Origin of the sequence: Kribbella sp. NPDC049584, from assembly GCF_040675555.1 — a bacterium.
Classification (GTDB): domain Bacteria; phylum Actinomycetota; class Actinomycetes; order Propionibacteriales; family Kribbellaceae; genus Kribbella.
In genome coordinates this window covers 866425-881123 of the sequence record NZ_JBFAPF010000003.1, presented here as the reverse complement: position 1 = coordinate 881123, position 14699 = coordinate 866425, and the positions used below count along the sequence as shown (strand labels likewise).

The following is a 14699-nucleotide window of genomic DNA, read 5'->3' as shown; positions in this document are numbered from 1 at the left end:
GCGTATGCCGCGCTGGCCGGTGCCGCCCTCGGCTGCCGCCTGACCCACCCTCCCGCCGCACCGCTCCACCACCCACCCCGTCGTACTGCGTGCGCCGCCGGGTGCCGTCGTACTGCGTGCGCCGCCCGGGCCGCCGCTTGCCGCGGTACCGCGTGTACCGCCGCCCTGCCGCTTGGTCGTGTCCGCTGCTGCGGTGGTGCCACGCTGCTCCCCGCCCGGGCCGCGTGTGCTGGCGTACTGCGTGTGCCTGTGCGTGCCGCCGTACTGCTGCGTCAGCGCGGCCCCGTACCGGGGTCGGCGATGATGGCGCCGACCGTACCCGGGACGACCTGCTGCGGGCTGTTCCTATGTGACGCGTGCTGCCGCTGCGCGGAGGTGTATGCGTGCCCGCCGTACCGGCGCCGGGGACGCTGACGCCGCGCGTGCCCAGGGAGTGACCTGCGGCGTCCTGCTCCGGCGTGCCGCGTGCTGCTGTACGTCGCGCGCGTTCTGCTGGGTGGAGGCCTGAGCGCCGGCGCCACGCGAATGCCGGGGATGCTGACGCCGACCGTGCCCCCGGGGACCGACCTGCTGCGGGCTGCTCTGGGTGCCGCGTGCTGCTGTACCTCGCGTGCCGCGTGCCGCGTGCCGCGTGCCGCGTTCTGGTGGGCGGATGCGGGAGAGCACGGGCGCCGTGCGAATGCCGGGGACGCGGACGTCGACCGATTCCCCGCAGGCGACCTGCTGCGTGCTCTCGCGCGGGCTTCGGCGGCTGCCGCTTGCTTCGGTGCTGCTGGGTGATGCGGCTTGCTGCGCCTGCGGGTTGCTGCTGTGGGTTGGTGTGCGCTGCCTTGGTGTGTTGTTAGCGGACGCCTCGGGGGCGGAATTGGATGCTGATGCGGGGGCCGATGCGGCCGGAGGCTTTCGGGATTGCGTGTTCCCAGGTGCGTTGGCAGGTGCCGCCCATCACGATTAGGTCGCCGTGTCCGAGGGGATATCGGACCGTCGAGCCCACTGGGCCGCTCGTCCCGGCAGACCCGCCTGGGCTGCCTGGGCGGGGGCGGAGGGCCAGTACGCGGGGTTCGCCGACTGAGAGGATCGCGACCATTGTGTTCTCGCGGTCGCCGCGGCCGATTCGGTCGCCGTGCCAGGCGACGCTGTCGCGGCCGTCGCGGTAGAAGCACAGCCCGGCCGTGCGGAACGGTTCGCCCAGTTCCTCGGCGTACCGCTCGCTCAGCGCGTCGCGCGCCTCCTCCAGTATCGGCAGCGGCAGGTCGACGTTCTCGCCGTAGAAGCAGAGCAGTCGCGGTACGTCGACCACACGGTCGTACATCTGCCGCCGCTCTGCCTGCCACGGCACATCCCGCGCCAGCCGCCCGAACACCTGGTCGGCGCCGGTCAACCACCCCGGCAGCACATCGATCCAGGCCCCGCGGCCCAGCTCGGTCCGCGTCAGCCCGTCCAACGAGCCCAAGGCCGGATCCTCGAAAGCATCCAGCAACGAGCCCTGGAGATCAGCACCCATGCCCCCACCATACCCGACATTCGAACATCTGTTCCCCTGCTGGTGTTAAATGACCAACGAGGTCTCGCTCGGCCTGCCGCCTTGGACCGGAGACCACTGGAGCGAGATCCGCTGACTGCGGCAGCTGATCACACGCCGGTCAACAGGCTCACTCACAAGCACGCGGCGCAACCAGTGGGTCGGCCGCCAACCAGGACGGCTGAGACCGTCAGTCGTCGCTGGCCTCTGCGGCGGTGGCGATCGGCTCGAGTCCGGCGATCAGGTCGTCGAGCTCGTCTGCGCTGAGTACGTCGTACGCCGGGGCGGCGAGCTGATCCGTGAGTGCCTCGATCCGCTGTTTGGTTTCGCGGCCGGCGTCGGTGAATCCGCCGGCGGCGTCCACGAGGCCGCGGTCGCGCAGCCCGTCGACGACGGCGGTCAGCTGGGCCTTGGGCAGGTGGTGGATCCGCCCGAACTGCTCAGCCCGCATTCCGAGGGCCAGAGCCATCAGGACGTGGGCTTCCGTGCCTCCGATGCCGTGGGCGACCAGAGCGATGTTGTGGCCGTCCCCGCGATGCTCCCGCAGCAGCGTCGTAGCGTGCCAGAGCCTGGCCACGGGCTCCTCCGGGATGTCGAGCGCTCGAAGCCCGGCATAGAGAACTCTGCCCTCGGTAGGCGCACTGACGGCAGCACGGGTGGCGAGATCGGCGACCTGTACCAGCCCGGGGGAGTCGGAGAGCTCCCCGATCCTTTGTCGCAGCGCGTCGGCGCTGCCGCGCTCGCGCACGGCGATCGCCTCCTCCGGGGTGGTCTTTCCCCAGACCCGTGGGATGTGCCGCGCCACCTCGCCGTCGGCGAAGTTGTAGAAGACCGCGTGCACGACCTCGGCCGGCGCCAGTCCGAGCGGCGCGGCCCGGCCCGCGAAGTACCCGTCCCAGTAGTTCCGCATGCCGATGGCAAGGAACGCCTCGTTCGTCACGTCCGAGAAAGTCACGGTGGCTATCGGCTCGATGAGCTCGGACATGCGGTGGACCTTGGCCTGTGGGTGCGGCATCGTCGGCCTCTCCTTCAGTCGTGTTGACGCCCTTGTGGGACTCGGTGCGGCGGATCGGTCAGTCGTGCGGACCTGGCTGGAAGACGCGGACGTCCTGGGCGCAGCGGCAGGCGGTGGCGATCTTCGCGGCCCATTCCAGGGCTTCCTTCCGGGTGGGTACGTCGACCACGGTGAAGCCGCCGAGGAGCTCCTTGCTCTCCGGGTACGGGCCGTCGGTGAGCATGCCCTCGGTGACTGTCCCGTCCGTGGCGACCACGGCGGGCTCCTCCTCGGGGTCCAGTCCGCCGGTGAAGACGTAGACGCCGGCCTCCATGGCCTCCTTGACCACGGCGCGGGCGGCCTTGCTGATCTCAGGCATGACCTCCTCGGGGAAGTCCATCGCGTTCATGCCGAACGAGATCAGGTACTCGGTCATCTCAGCACTCCTTGTCCGGACGGCCACCCGCCGGCCGCCTCTCATCCCTGCAACGAACCCGATACGTCGAATCCGACAGGCCGGCGGAATTCTCACGGCCCGTAGTACCCGTTCGCCGTAGTTTGGTGACTTCGGCGACCCGCTACTCGACCAGGAGGTCGTGCAATGACCAGCAAGTTCACCGAGCTGGCGATCGATTGTGCCGATCCGAGCGGCCTGGCGCGGTTCTGGTGCGCTGTCCTCGGCTACGAGGTGCAGGACGACGGGGAGGGCGAGGGGGAGGACGGCGTGGTCACGATCGGCTCGCCGCTGGTGCCCGAAGGCAGGAGCCGTCCCGGTCCGGTGCCGCCGACGCTGACGTTCGCGCGGGTGCCGGAGGGCAAGACGGTCAAGAACAGGCTGCACATGGACCTCAACCCGACGGACACAGATCAAGAAGCCGAGGTACGTCGGGTGCTCGCGTTGGGCGCCCGCCCCGCCGACGTGGGGCAGACGGGCGACGAAAGCTGGGTCACGCTCGCCGATCCCGAAGGCAACGAGTTCTGCATCCTCGCCAGCCGGCATCCCTGATCGGCTGGGCACGGATGACTCGCATGCTGATCCGAAACGTAGCTGTGCTGGTGGTGCCCGAGCAGGGGGAGTGCCGGGTCGACGAGGCACAGGACATCCACATCCACGACGACCTCATCACCGCGATCACGCCGACAACCGCCGACAGCCCGACCGACAACCTGATGGACAGCGCGACCGACGGCCCGACCGACGGCCCGACCGACAGCCCGACCGACAGCCCGCCGGACAGTCCGATCGACGGGGAGGTGATTGACGGGACGGGGCTCGTCGCGGTTCCAGGGTTGGTCAACTCCCATACGCACAGCCCGATGGTGATGATGCGCGGTGCGGCGGAGGATCTCTCGATCGAGGACTGGTTCAACCGGCGGATCTGGCCGATGGAGGTGAACCTGACGCCGGAGCGCGTGCGAGTAGGTGCGCGCCTCGCGTGCGCCGAGATGCTGCTCGCCGGCGTCACCACGTTCGTCGACCACTACTTCCACGCCGACCAGATCGCAGCCGCCGCGATCGAGTCCGGCATACGCGCCGACCTAGCGCCGACGTACTTCTCCTCTGCAGGCCTAGACGGAATCAACGCAGCGATCGACACGACCCGCGAACTCAGCCGGCTCCATCCGCGCATCACCGCGAGCCTCGGCCCACATGCGACGTACACGGTCACCGACGACGACCTGAAACGTACGGCGGAGATCGCGCGTGCGGAGGGTTTCCGCATCCACCTGCACGCCGCGGAGACCAACGACCAAACGCAAGCATCTCTCGACAACCTAGGCGTCACGCCGGTCCAAGTGCTCGAACGGACCGGCGTGCTCGACGCCGGTGCCCTGATCGCCCATGGGTGCGGCATCCGCGACGACGACCTCCCGATCCTCGAGCGGTACGCCGATCGCACGACCGTCGCGTCCTGCCCGAAGGTCTACCTCAAACTCGCGATGGGCGAGGTCACGCCGATCAAGGGGCTCCGCTCGGCCGGCGTACAAGTTGGCGTCGGCACCGACGGCGCCGCCGTACACAACACGCTCGACGTCTGGGAAGCGATCCGCATGGTCGCCCTCACCCAGAAACAACGCGAGCACGACGCCGAGTGGATGACCCTGTCCGACACCCTCCGCCTCGCCACCCGAGGCAGCGCCGCAGCAGCCGGCCTCGCCGGCCGGATAGGCGTCGTCGAACCAGGCCGGCAAGCAGACATCGCCCTGATCGACCTCAGCGCGCCCCACAACCAACCCGTCCCCGACCCGCGAGCCGCCCTCGTGTACTCCGTCCGAGCCTCCGATGTCGTCACGGTTCTCGTTGCGGGCAAGGTCGTGGTCCGCGACCGCCGACTCACCACGATGGATCTCGAAGAGGTCCTTGCCGACGCGAAGTCGCTGTCCCACACGCTCGTGGACCTCTCGAAGGGCGGTGCGATCCAGCACTACGCACCCTGAAAAACACAGCTGCAACAACCGGCCAGAATCGATGTACAAAGGTGCAATCGCGCAACGACGTCCCATTCGAGCGCCGGCAATTCGGCGCAGGAGCAACGGAGGGTGATCCGTGAAGTACATGCTGTTGATCCGGCCCGACCACGAATACCCCGACGGCGTGCCCGACGAGATGATCCGCAGGACCGAGGCCTGGGTCGCCGAGGTGAAGGCCCGCGGCGTCCATCTGACCGGCGGGGCACTTCATCCGCCGGCGGAGTCGACCGGCGTACGGCGGCAGGGTGCCAAGGTCGTCACGACCGACGGCCCGTTCGCGGAGTCGAAGGAGCAGATGGGCGGCTTCGACCTGATCGAGTGCGACACCCTGGCCGAGGCGGTCGAGATCGCTGCCGGCCATCCGGTCGCCGAGGCGGGGATGGTCGAGGTTCGTCCGATGGTCGAAGAGTTGGCATCCCTCGGACGACAGGCTGTCGCCGACCGCGCACCCTAAGCTCGGGCCATGACTGTGGACCTGGGTTCCTGGCGGAGGACGCCGTTCACCGGCGGCGGCCTGACCTACGACTGCTTCGAGAAGGGCGAGGGGCCGGGCGTCGTGCTGATCCCCGAGATCCCGGGCCTGAGCCCTGAGGTGGCCGAGTTCGGCGAGCATCTCGTCGCCGCGGGCTTCACGGTCGTGATCCCGTCACCGTTCGGTACGCCGGGACGCGCCGCCACCACCGGCTACACGCTCGGAATCGTTGCGCGGCTCTGCGTATCGAAGGAGTTCCGCAGCTTCGCGGTGAACGCCGAGCGGCCGATCACGAAGTACCTGCGTGCGGTCGCGAAGGACCTGGCCGCGCGTACGCCGGGCCGCGGCGTCGGCGTGATCGGCATGTGTTTCACCGGGGGATTCGCGCTCGCTGCCGCCGTCGAGGACGCCGTCAACGCGGCAGTGCTCAGTCAGCCCGCGGTGCCCTTCCCGGTCACCGCGAGGATGCGGCGCGATCCGGGGATGTCACAGGAGGAGCTCGAGGTCGTCAAGGAGCGCACGCGGACCGACGGGCTGTGCGCGCTGGGTCTGCGGTTCAGCGGCGACCGCGCGGTCCCGCGCGAGCGGTTCGACACGCTGCGTGCTCATCTCGGCGATGCGTTCGAGGTGATCGAGCTCGATTCGTCGCCGGGCAACCGCGACGGGTACGGCAAGGGCGCGCACGCGGTGCTCACCGCCGAGATCCGCGACAATCCACCGAATTCGGCCTTCAATGCTCGCGCCCGGGTGGTCGAATTCCTCGAAGAGCACCTCACAGCAACCGGTTGACGACGTTCAGTGCGGAAATGTCAAAACCACGTTGAGTAACTCGTCCGGTGTGATTCGGTGCCTTTCACGCTGGGGAACGTGGGGATGCCTGGGGGTTGATCGTTGCGGTCTGCATGTGAGGGGGCGCGGTGGGTGACGCCGTTGTTTTTGCTCTGGTCGTGAGTACCTGGGGCATGGCACGATCGGCAACCGAGGGCACAACAGGGGACGCATCGCGTATGGCGGGTGCCAGGCACTGGACGAGTGAGGCTGTATGAACGGGCGGACAGCGCAAGATAGCCGGATCCCGGTGAACGGGTCGGGCAACGGGACCAACGGTCACGGTCCGCAATCAACCACTCACCTGCAACCACCGGCCACGGACCCGTCCGAGGGATCCGCCGGCGAGCAGTCGAATCAGCCGAAGCAGCCGAACTGGCAGCCGGGGGAGAAGGTCGCCGAGATCCGCACCGACCAGCCCGGCCAGCCCGGCCGGCCGCCGCGCTCGGACTGGCTGTCCGAGGTCCGTGATCGGCCGCGGGAGCAGAACGGTACGGCGCTGCGCCAGTTCAACACCCCGGTCCGGGTCGACGAGATCGCGGTTGCCGCGATGACGCTGGCCGAGGACCTGCAGGCGGCGACGCAGAGCATGCCGGATTCGACCGAGCTGCGGCGGTTCCGGCACGAGCTGGACCAGGCCGCCACCACGTTCCGCGAGATGGCGACCAAGCTCGAGGCCACCGCCGGCAAGCTCGTCCGGCTGGCCGCGAACGAGGGCCAGGTCTGCGGCGTCGGCTGGGGCGTCTGCCCCGAGCACGGGCTGACGCTGATGAACATCGGCGACACCGCCACCTGCCACGTCCTCGGCTGCGGCCGGCAGAACGAGGGCGAGGTCGAGCGCTGCGAGCACCCGGTCGCCTACAAGGTCGTCGACGCTGCCGGACCGGCCCTGCTCACCTGCTCCGGCCACGCGATCGCCTGCCGGATGTACTTCGACAACCCGGTCATCACCGCGACCGCCGACAGCATGGAGCTGTTCTAGCTCCGAGGCGGTCCAGGCGGTCCATGCGGTCCATGCGGTCCATGCGGTCCATGCGGTCCACGTGGTCGGCCAGTCGTGCGCTGAGCGCACACGTCTGACAAAGCCCTGCAAGAACTTGACTGCTAGGTAGCTCTTGACGCCCTTCTGTCGTGAACTTAGTTTGTTGGATCAACAGACAAAGTCGGCAGGGGAGGCACGAGGATGACGTTGACCGACGGTCGTCGCCCGGGCAGCCGGGGTGTCGCCGCCGATCACGTCTCGCTCCGCCGCAACAACCTCTCGGTCGTACTGCGGCATGTCCGCGACCTCGGCCCGCGGTCCCGGGCCCGGATCGCCGAGGAGACCGGTCTGAACAAGGCCACCGTGAGCAGCCTCGTCGCCGAACTCGTCGAACGCGGACTGCTCCGTGAAGGCTCCGCCGACTCGTCCCGCGCGCTAGGTCGCCCCGGCCTGCTCGTCGAGCTCGACGGCACCGGCGTCTGCGGCGTCGGTGGCGAGATCAACGTCGATTACCTGGCCGTCTCGGCCCTCGACCTGACCGGCGCGGTCGTGCTCGAGAAGCGCGTCCCGGTCGACGTGGCGCACCTCGATCCCGCGACGACGCTCGACCGCTTCGCAGACTTGGTGCAGGAAGCGGTCACCGGCGTGGAGGTTCGTGGTGGGCAGCTGGCCGGGGTCACCCTGGCCGTGCCGGGCCTGGTCCAGGGCGAGACCGGGAAGCTGAAGCTCGCGCCGAACCTGGGGTGGGGCGAGCTGTCGGTCGCCCAGGAGATGCGCTCGCGGCTGGGCGAGCCGACGTACCCGTTGCATGTCGACAACGAGGCGAACCTCGCGGCGCTGGCGGCGTACGCCGATCTGCGCCAGACCGAGGACGAGCCGGTGCACGACCTCGTGCTGCTGACCGGTGCGGTCGGTGTCGGCGGTGGCGTGGTGGCCGGCGGGCAGCTGTTGCGCGGCGGGCACGGGTACAGCGGCGAGGTCGGGCACATGCCGGTCGCACCGCCGGGGCGGACCTGCGGCTGTGGCCGGACCGGCTGCTGGGAGACCGTCGTCGGGCTGACCGCACTGTTGCACAAGGCAACGGACAGGGACGACCCGGTACGGGATCCGTCGCTGGACGTGGAGCAACGGCTGGCCGGGATCACCCGGCGGGCCGAAGCGGGGGAGGCGCGGACGCTGTCCGCGTTGAAGGACGTCGGCACCTGGCTGGGGATTGGGGGAGCGATCCTGGTGAACATCCTGAACCCGGACGTGCTCGTGCTCGGTGGGTACTTCGCCGTGCTCGGGCCATGGCTGAAAGAACCACTGGAGAAGGCGATCCGCGAGCGCGTGATCGCACCGGACGGCGGCGGCTGCCGGGTGGTCCGGTCGGAGCTCGGTTTCGCGGCGGCCGTCCGCGGCGGCGCGCAGATCTCGCTCGACCAGGTCTTCGTCGACCCGACGAGGATCGGGGTGGCGCGATGACGGACCTCCTGACCATGACCGGCATCGTCAAGGAGTTTCCCGGTGTACGGGCGCTCGACGGGGTCGACCTCGACGTTCGCGCCGGCGAGGTGCACTGCCTGCTCGGACAGAACGGCGCCGGCAAGTCGACGTTGATCCGGGTGCTGACCGGTGCGCACCAACCGGATGCCGGCACGATCCACCTGAACGGCGAGCCGGTCCAGCTGAACAGTCCGACCGCGGCGATCCAGCGCGGCATCGCCGCGATCTACCAGGAACTCGACCTGGTGCCCGATCTGACCGTTGCCGAGAACATCTTTCTCGGCCACGAGCCGGCCCGCTTCGGCTTCAGCCGGACGCACGAGGCGACCGCCCGGGCGCGCGAGATCCTGGAAGGACTCGGGCACGCCGAGATCCCCACCCACCGCGCAGTCGGTTCGCTGCCGGCCGCCGGTCAGCAGGTCGTGAGCATGGCCAGGGCGCTGTCGCGTGACGCCCGCCTGATCGTGATGGACGAACCGTCGGCGGTCCTCGATCCCGAAGAGGTGGCGAACCTGTTCCGGGTGATCCGCGGCCTGACCGAACGCGGCGTCGCGGTCGTCTACATCTCGCACCGGCTCGAGGAGATCCGCCAGATCGGCAACCGGGTGACGGTCCTGAAGGACGGCGCAACGGTCGCCACCGGACTCGACGCCCGCGAGACCCCGACGAAGGAACTCATCCGGCTGATGACCGGACGCTCGATCGAGTACGTCTTCCCGCCGCGCAACGAGGTCGCGAGCACGGCGCCGGTCGTGCTCGAGGTCGACGAGCTGACCAGGCCGCGCGAGTTCGCCGGGATCAGCTTCACGGTTCGCGCCGGCGAGATCCTCGGCCTGGCGGGTCTCGTCGGCTCCGGACGTTCCGAAGTACTCGAGACCGTGTACGGCGCGCGACGCCCGGCGAGCGGATCCGTCCGCGTCGAAGGCGTCGCGCTACGGCCGGGCCGGGTGCAGGCGGCGGTCAAGGCCGGGGTCGGGCTCGCTCCGGAGGAACGCAAGAGCCAGGCGCTGCTGCTCGACCAGGCCGTGTACAAGAACATCACGGTGTCGACGCTGCAGCGGTTCGCGAGCAGGGGATTCCTGAACAACCGGGCCGAGCGGGATGCAGCGGCCGGCCTGGCCAAGTCGCTGGACCTGCGGCCGGCCGGCGTGGACCATCCGGTCCGCAACCTGTCCGGGGGCAACCAGCAGAAGGTCGTGCTGGCGCGCTGGTTGCTGCGCGACTGCCGGGTGCTGTTGCTCGACGAGCCGACACGCGGTGTCGACGTCGGCGCGCGCTCGGAGATCTACGCGCTGATCCGCACGCTGGCGGCCAACGGGGTCGCGATCGTGCTGGTCTCCAGCGAGGTCGAGGAAGTGCTCGGTCTGTCCGACCGGGTCGTCGTACTGCGGGAGGGGCGTGCCGTCCACACGGGACCCGCGCAAGCCATCGACGAACACCAGGTCCTCGACCTGGTGATGGAGGGAAGTGCGGTGTGATGAGTGAGGACATCACGACACCTGGCACGACAGGGGAGACCGAACCGGCCACGACAGCGTCGACTCAGGCCACTGTCACCCAGCCGGCGGCGCAACGATCGGCGAACCTGCTCAGATCCGGCTTCGGACGCAACCTCGGTCTGGTGGTCGCGCTGGTCGTGCTCTGCATCGTCGGCGTGATCACCGCCGGCGACACGTTCGCCACCGGCGCCAACGTGCTGACGATCCTGCGGCTGGCCGCCGTCATCGGCGTCGTCAGCGTCGGCATGACGTTCGTCATCACCGGCGGCGGGATCGACCTGAGCGTCGGCGCGATGGTCGCGCTGGCCTCGGTCTGGGCGACCACGCTGGCCACCCAGCAGTTGGCCGCCGACTATCACTGGATCCTGATGGTCACCACGGCGCTCGCAGTCGGCGCCGCGTGCGGCCTGGTCAACGGCCTGTTGGTTGCCTACGGCAAGATCGTGCCGTTCATCGCGACGCTGGCGATGCTCGCGGCGGCGCGCGGTCTGGCCGAGATCATCTCCGACCGCAAGACCCAGATCATCACGGTCAACTCGTTCGTCGACTTCTTCGGCGGCTCGCTGATCGGCGTTCCGGTCCTGGTCTGGATCTTCCTGCTGGTCGCCGCGGCCGGCTGGGTGGTGCTGAACCGGACCACCTTCGGCCGCCGTACCTTCGCCGTCGGCGGCAACGCCGAGGCCGCCCGGCTGGCGGGGATCAAGGTGCAGCGTCACACCGTGGCGCTGTACGTCGTGGCAGGGCTCTGCTGCGGGATCGCCGCGGTGATGTTGATGGCGCGGACGACGACGGGAAGCTCCACCCATGGTCAGTTGTACGAGCTCGACGCGATCGCGGCGGTGGTGATCGGCGGCACGCTGCTGTCCGGCGGCCGCGGCACGATCGTCGGAACGGTCATCGGCGTACTGATCTTCACGACGTTGAACAACGTCTTCACGCTCAACAACCTGAGCATCTCCGCCCAGTCTGTGGCCAAGGGCGCGATCATCGTGGTCGCCGTCCTGCTGCAGCAACGTCTGGCCGCCCGCACGACGAGTTCATAGGAGGACAACGATGTCCAAACGTTCCGCCCGAAGTCTGGTGGTCGCAGGTCTGGCAGCGGTCGCCCTGACTGCCTGCACCAGCAACACCCCGAAGACCGAGGACAATGCCGACAAGGCGCCGGCCAACCAGGCCGCGGTCAAGAACGACGAGCCCGGCAAGAAGGTCAAGATCGGCTTCTCCGCGCCGGCCGCCGACCACGGCTGGATGGGCGCCATCACCAAGGCGACCCAGGCCGAGGCGAAGAAGTACTCCGACGTCGAGCTGGTCGTCGCCGAGGGTACGAACGACGTGAACCTGCAGATCAGCCAGGTCGAGACGTTCATCAACCAGAAGGTCGACGCCATCGTTCTGCTTCCGTTCGACGGGGCGGCGCTCACCCCGGTCGCGACGAAGGCGATGGAGGCCGGCATCACGGTGATCAACGTCGACCGCGAGTTCGACAGCCCGTTCGCGGCCCGTACGACGGTGCTCGGCGACAACCACGGAATGGGTGTGTCGGCCGGCACGTACATCTGCGACCAGCTGAAGGGCAAGAAGGACGCGGTGGTCGCCGAGATCGCCGGCATCGACTCGCTGCCGTTGACTCAGGACCGCAGCCGGGGGTTCAAGGAAGCGCTCGCCGACTGCGGCCTGAAGGTCAGCAACCGGGTGGCCGCGGAGTTCACCGTGGAGTCCGGCGAGAAGGCCGCCGCCAACCTGCTGCAGGCGGCGCCGAAGATCGACGCGATCTGGAACCACGACGACGACCAGGGTGTCGGCGTGATGGCCGCGATCAAGAACTCCGGCCGCAAGGAGTTCTTCGTGGTCGGCGGGGCCGGTTCGGCGAACGTGATGCGGGACATCAAGTCCGGCAACTCGTTGCTGAAGGCCACCGTCATCTACCCGTCCACGCAGGGTGCCGACGGCATCCGGCTGGCCCGCCTGCTGGTGCAGAAGAAGGCCCTCGGCGACCTGGTGGAGGTCGAGGTGCCGCGCACCGTCCAGCTGTACGCGCCGGTGGTCACCAAGGAGAACGTGGACCAGTACCTGCCCACCGCCTTCGAAAGCTGATCAAACACAGCGAGAGCTAAGAGGAGAGCAATGACGAACCTGGGCATCGGCCTGATCGGCTACGCGTTCATGGGCGCGGCCCATTCGCAGGCCTGGCGGAGCGCGCCGCGCTTCTTCGACCTGCCGCTGGACCCGGCCATGAACGTGCTCTGCGGCCGCAACGCGGAGGCCGTGCGGGCCGCCGCGACGAAGCTCGGCTGGAAGGACACCGAGACCGACTGGCGCAAGCTGCTCGGCCGCGACGACGTCCAGCTGGTCGACGTGTGTACGCCGGGCGACAGCCACGCGGAGATCGCGATCGCCGCCCTGGAGGCCGGTAAGCACGTCCTGTGCGAGAAGCCGCTGGCCAACACCGTCGAGGAGGCCGAGGCGATGACCGCGGCGGCCGAGGCGGCCAAGGCCAAGGGGATCAGGTCGATGGTCGGGTTCACCTACCGCCGGGTGCCGGCGATCGCGCTGGCCCGCCAGCTTGTTGCCGAGGGCAAGCTCGGGACGATCCGGCACGTCCGCGCGCAGTACCTGCAGGACTGGATCGCCGACCCGGAGGCGCCGCTGTCGTGGCGGCTGGACAAGTCGAAGGCCGGGTCGGGTGCGCTCGGTGACATCGGCGCGCACATCATCGACATGACGCAGTACATCACCGGTGACACGATCGGCGAGGTCAGCGCCCGGCTGGAGACGTTCGTGAAGGAGCGTCCGGTCGCCGCCGAGCACTCCGGTCTCGCCGGTACGGCGGGGACCGAACGCGGACCGGTGACGGTCGACGACGCGGCGGTGTTCCTGGCCACGTTCCGCTCCGGTGCGCTCGGTGTCTTCGAAGCGACCCGCTTCGCGACCGGCCGGAAGAACGCGATCCGGATCGAGATCAACGGCAGCCTCGGCAGTCTGGCCTTCGATTTCGAGGACATGAACCTGCTGCACTACTACGACGCAACAGATGACTCGAGGACGGCAGGCTTCCGCCGCATCCTCGCCACCGAACCCGACCACCCGTACGTCGGTGCGTGGTGGCCGCCGGGCCACCTGCTCGGCTACGAGCACGGTTTTACCCACCAGGTCGTCGACCTCGTCACCGCGATTGCCGAGGGCACCGATCCGGCGCCCTCGTTCGCTGACGGACTGCAGGTCCAGCGCGTGCTGGCCGCGGTCGAGACCAGTTCTACAACCCGTCAATGGCAGGAGATCTCAGCATGAACAGCTTTACCCCGACCAAGGACGACAAGTTCTCGTTCGGTCTGTGGACGGTCGGTTGGCAGGGCGTCGACGTGTTCGGTACGGCGGTGCGCCCGGCGATGGACCCGGTCCACGCCGTCGAGAAGCTCGCGGAGCTGGGCGCCGCGGCGGTCACGTTCCACGACGACGACGTCGTACCCGATGACAGCACTCGCGGGCAGGTGCTCGAGCGCTTCACGAAGGCCCTTGCCGACACCGGCATGGGTGTCGAGATGATGACCACGAACCTGTTCAGCCACCCCGTCTTCAAGGACGGTGGCCTGACCGCCAACGACCGCCAGGTACGCCGGTACGCGTTGGCGAAGGTGCTGCGCAACGTCGATCTGGCCGCCGAGCTGGGCGCGACGACGTACGTGCTGTGGGGCGGTCGTGAGGGCGCGGAGTCCGGTGGCTCGAAGGACGTGCGGGCCGCGTTGGACCGGTACAAGGAGTCGATGGACCTGCTCTGCGCGTACGTCCGCGAGCACGGCTACAACATCCGGTTCGCGATCGAGCCGAAGCCGAACGAGCCGCGCGGCGACATCCTGCTGCCCTCGATCGGCCATGCGATTGCCTTCATCAACGATCTCGCCGACCCCGAACTTGTCGGCATCAACCCTGAGGTCGGGCACGAGCAGATGGCGTCGCTGAACTACGCGCACGGCATCGCGCAGGCGTTGTGGCACGGGAAGCTGTACCACATCGACCTCAACGGGCAGCACGGTCCGCGGTTCGACCAGGACCTGCGGTTCGGCGCCGGCAACCTGCGCGAGGCGTTCTGGACGGTCGACGTACTGCAGGGGTCCGGGCGCTACCCGGCGTACGACGGGCACATCCACTTCGACTACAAGCCGCCGCGGACCGAGGACGAGGACGGCGTCTGGGAGACCGCGCGCGGTTGTATGCGGAACTACCTGATCCTGCGCGAGAAGGTGAACGCATTCCGGGCCGACCCGGAGGTCGCCGAGGCGCTCGAGGCCGCGCGGGTCGCGGAGCTGCACGAGCCGACGCTGGCCGAGGGCGAGTCGCTGGCCGACCTCCGCGGCGCGTCGTACGACCCGGATGCCCTCGGCAACCGCGGTCTCGGGTTCGAACGTCTGGACCAGTTGGCGATGGAACACCTCCTCGGCGTCCGGTAA

Annotated in this window: 14 protein-coding genes; 11 read left to right on the top strand and 3 right to left on the bottom strand. The window is 68.9% G+C overall.

The features are described 5' to 3' along the window. Positions 1-841 precede the first annotated feature (841 nt). The 3 genes from AB0J62_RS15910 to AB0J62_RS15900 form a co-directional block, all read right to left on the bottom strand. Entirely contained in the window at positions 842-1504 is a 663-nt protein-coding gene (locus tag AB0J62_RS15910; RefSeq protein WP_363870251.1) for an alpha-ketoglutarate-dependent dioxygenase AlkB, read from the bottom strand. 208 nt (positions 1505-1712) lie between these two features. Continuing rightward, a complete protein-coding gene (locus AB0J62_RS15905; protein WP_363870248.1) occupies positions 1713-2507 on the bottom strand; it encodes a helix-turn-helix domain-containing protein in 795 nt (264 codons plus the stop codon). 88 nt (positions 2508-2595) lie between these two features. Then, positions 2596-2952: a YciI family protein gene (locus AB0J62_RS15900; RefSeq protein ID WP_363870245.1), complete on the bottom strand. Its 357-nt coding sequence runs from the start codon at positions 2950-2952 to the stop codon at positions 2596-2598. A gap of 165 nt (positions 2953-3117) precedes the next feature. On the opposite strand from AB0J62_RS15900, the gene AB0J62_RS15895 reads away from it, so the two are divergent. The 11 genes from AB0J62_RS15895 to xylA all read left to right on the top strand — a co-directional run bounded on the left by AB0J62_RS15895 (position 3118) and on the right by xylA (position 14699). After that, positions 3118-3522, top strand: a complete 405-nt coding sequence (locus AB0J62_RS15895) for a VOC family protein (RefSeq protein WP_363870242.1) — start codon at positions 3118-3120, stop codon at positions 3520-3522. A 23-nt stretch (positions 3523-3545) separates the two neighbouring features. Beyond that, a complete protein-coding gene (locus tag AB0J62_RS15890; RefSeq protein WP_363870239.1) occupies positions 3546-4955 on the top strand; it encodes an amidohydrolase in 1410 nt (469 codons plus the stop codon). 118 nt (positions 4956-5073) lie between these two features. Beyond that, a complete protein-coding gene (locus tag AB0J62_RS15885) occupies positions 5074-5442 on the top strand; it encodes a YciI family protein (protein ID WP_363870460.1) in 369 nt (122 codons plus the stop codon). Between the two features lie 9 nt (positions 5443-5451). Further along, positions 5452-6249, top strand: coding sequence for a dienelactone hydrolase family protein (locus AB0J62_RS15880; protein WP_363870236.1), 798 nt, complete (start codon positions 5452-5454; stop codon positions 6247-6249). Positions 6250-6502: 253 nt separating this feature from the next. After that, positions 6503-7270 carry a hypothetical protein gene (locus AB0J62_RS15875; RefSeq protein ID WP_363870233.1) on the top strand — a complete coding sequence of 256 codons (768 nt, stop codon included), beginning with the start codon at positions 6503-6505 and terminating at the stop codon, positions 7268-7270. Between the two features lie 201 nt (positions 7271-7471). Further along, the gene (locus AB0J62_RS15870) at positions 7472-8734 is read left to right on the top strand and encodes an ROK family transcriptional regulator (RefSeq protein WP_363870230.1); all 1263 of its coding nucleotides are present in this window, start codon (positions 7472-7474) and stop codon (positions 8732-8734) included. Then, complete coding sequence (locus AB0J62_RS15865) at positions 8731-10233, top strand: sugar ABC transporter ATP-binding protein (RefSeq protein WP_363870227.1); 1503 nt, start codon at positions 8731-8733, stop codon at positions 10231-10233. The genes AB0J62_RS15870 and AB0J62_RS15865 overlap by 4 nt, the downstream gene beginning before the upstream one ends. Next, entirely contained in the window at positions 10233-11297 is a 1065-nt protein-coding gene (locus tag AB0J62_RS15860; protein WP_363870224.1) for an ABC transporter permease, read from the top strand. Before AB0J62_RS15865 ends, AB0J62_RS15860 begins: the two co-directional genes overlap by 1 nt. 10 nt (positions 11298-11307) lie before the next feature. Then, the gene (locus AB0J62_RS15855; RefSeq protein ID WP_363870221.1) at positions 11308-12348 is read left to right on the top strand and encodes a substrate-binding domain-containing protein; all 1041 of its coding nucleotides are present in this window, start codon (positions 11308-11310) and stop codon (positions 12346-12348) included. A gap of 30 nt (positions 12349-12378) precedes the next feature. Beyond that, positions 12379-13542 carry a Gfo/Idh/MocA family oxidoreductase gene (locus tag AB0J62_RS15850; protein WP_363870218.1) on the top strand — a complete coding sequence of 388 codons (1164 nt, stop codon included), beginning with the start codon at positions 12379-12381 and terminating at the stop codon, positions 13540-13542. Then, a complete protein-coding gene (gene xylA, locus AB0J62_RS15845) occupies positions 13539-14699 on the top strand; it encodes a xylose isomerase (RefSeq protein ID WP_363870215.1) in 1161 nt (386 codons plus the stop codon). The genes AB0J62_RS15850 and xylA overlap by 4 nt, the downstream gene beginning before the upstream one ends.

Excerpts from the sequence above, each read along its gene's own strand:
- AB0J62_RS15910 (WP_363870251.1), bottom strand. The coding sequence starts at position 1,504 with ATGGGTGCTGATCTCCAGGGCTCGTTGCTGGATGCTTTCGAGGATCCG.
- AB0J62_RS15905 (WP_363870248.1), bottom strand. The coding sequence starts at position 2,507 with ATGTCCGAGCTCATCGAGCCGATAGCCACCGTGACTTTCTCGGACGTG.
- AB0J62_RS15900 (WP_363870245.1), bottom strand. The coding sequence starts at position 2,952 with ATGACCGAGTACCTGATCTCGTTCGGCATGAACGCGATGGACTTCCCC.
- AB0J62_RS15895 (WP_363870242.1), top strand. The coding sequence starts at position 3,118 with ATGACCAGCAAGTTCACCGAGCTGGCGATCGATTGTGCCGATCCGAGC.
- AB0J62_RS15890 (WP_363870239.1), top strand. The coding sequence starts at position 3,546 with ATGCTGATCCGAAACGTAGCTGTGCTGGTGGTGCCCGAGCAGGGGGAG.
- AB0J62_RS15885 (WP_363870460.1), top strand. The coding sequence starts at position 5,074 with ATGCTGTTGATCCGGCCCGACCACGAATACCCCGACGGCGTGCCCGAC.
- AB0J62_RS15880 (WP_363870236.1), top strand. The coding sequence starts at position 5,452 with ATGACTGTGGACCTGGGTTCCTGGCGGAGGACGCCGTTCACCGGCGGC.
- AB0J62_RS15875 (WP_363870233.1), top strand. The coding sequence starts at position 6,503 with ATGAACGGGCGGACAGCGCAAGATAGCCGGATCCCGGTGAACGGGTCG.
- AB0J62_RS15870 (WP_363870230.1), top strand. The coding sequence starts at position 7,472 with ATGACGTTGACCGACGGTCGTCGCCCGGGCAGCCGGGGTGTCGCCGCC.
- AB0J62_RS15865 (WP_363870227.1), top strand. The coding sequence starts at position 8,731 with ATGACGGACCTCCTGACCATGACCGGCATCGTCAAGGAGTTTCCCGGT.
- AB0J62_RS15860 (WP_363870224.1), top strand. The coding sequence starts at position 10,233 with ATGAGTGAGGACATCACGACACCTGGCACGACAGGGGAGACCGAACCG.
- AB0J62_RS15855 (WP_363870221.1), top strand. The coding sequence starts at position 11,308 with ATGTCCAAACGTTCCGCCCGAAGTCTGGTGGTCGCAGGTCTGGCAGCG.
- AB0J62_RS15850 (WP_363870218.1), top strand. The coding sequence starts at position 12,379 with ATGACGAACCTGGGCATCGGCCTGATCGGCTACGCGTTCATGGGCGCG.
- xylA (WP_363870215.1), top strand. The coding sequence starts at position 13,539 with ATGAACAGCTTTACCCCGACCAAGGACGACAAGTTCTCGTTCGGTCTG.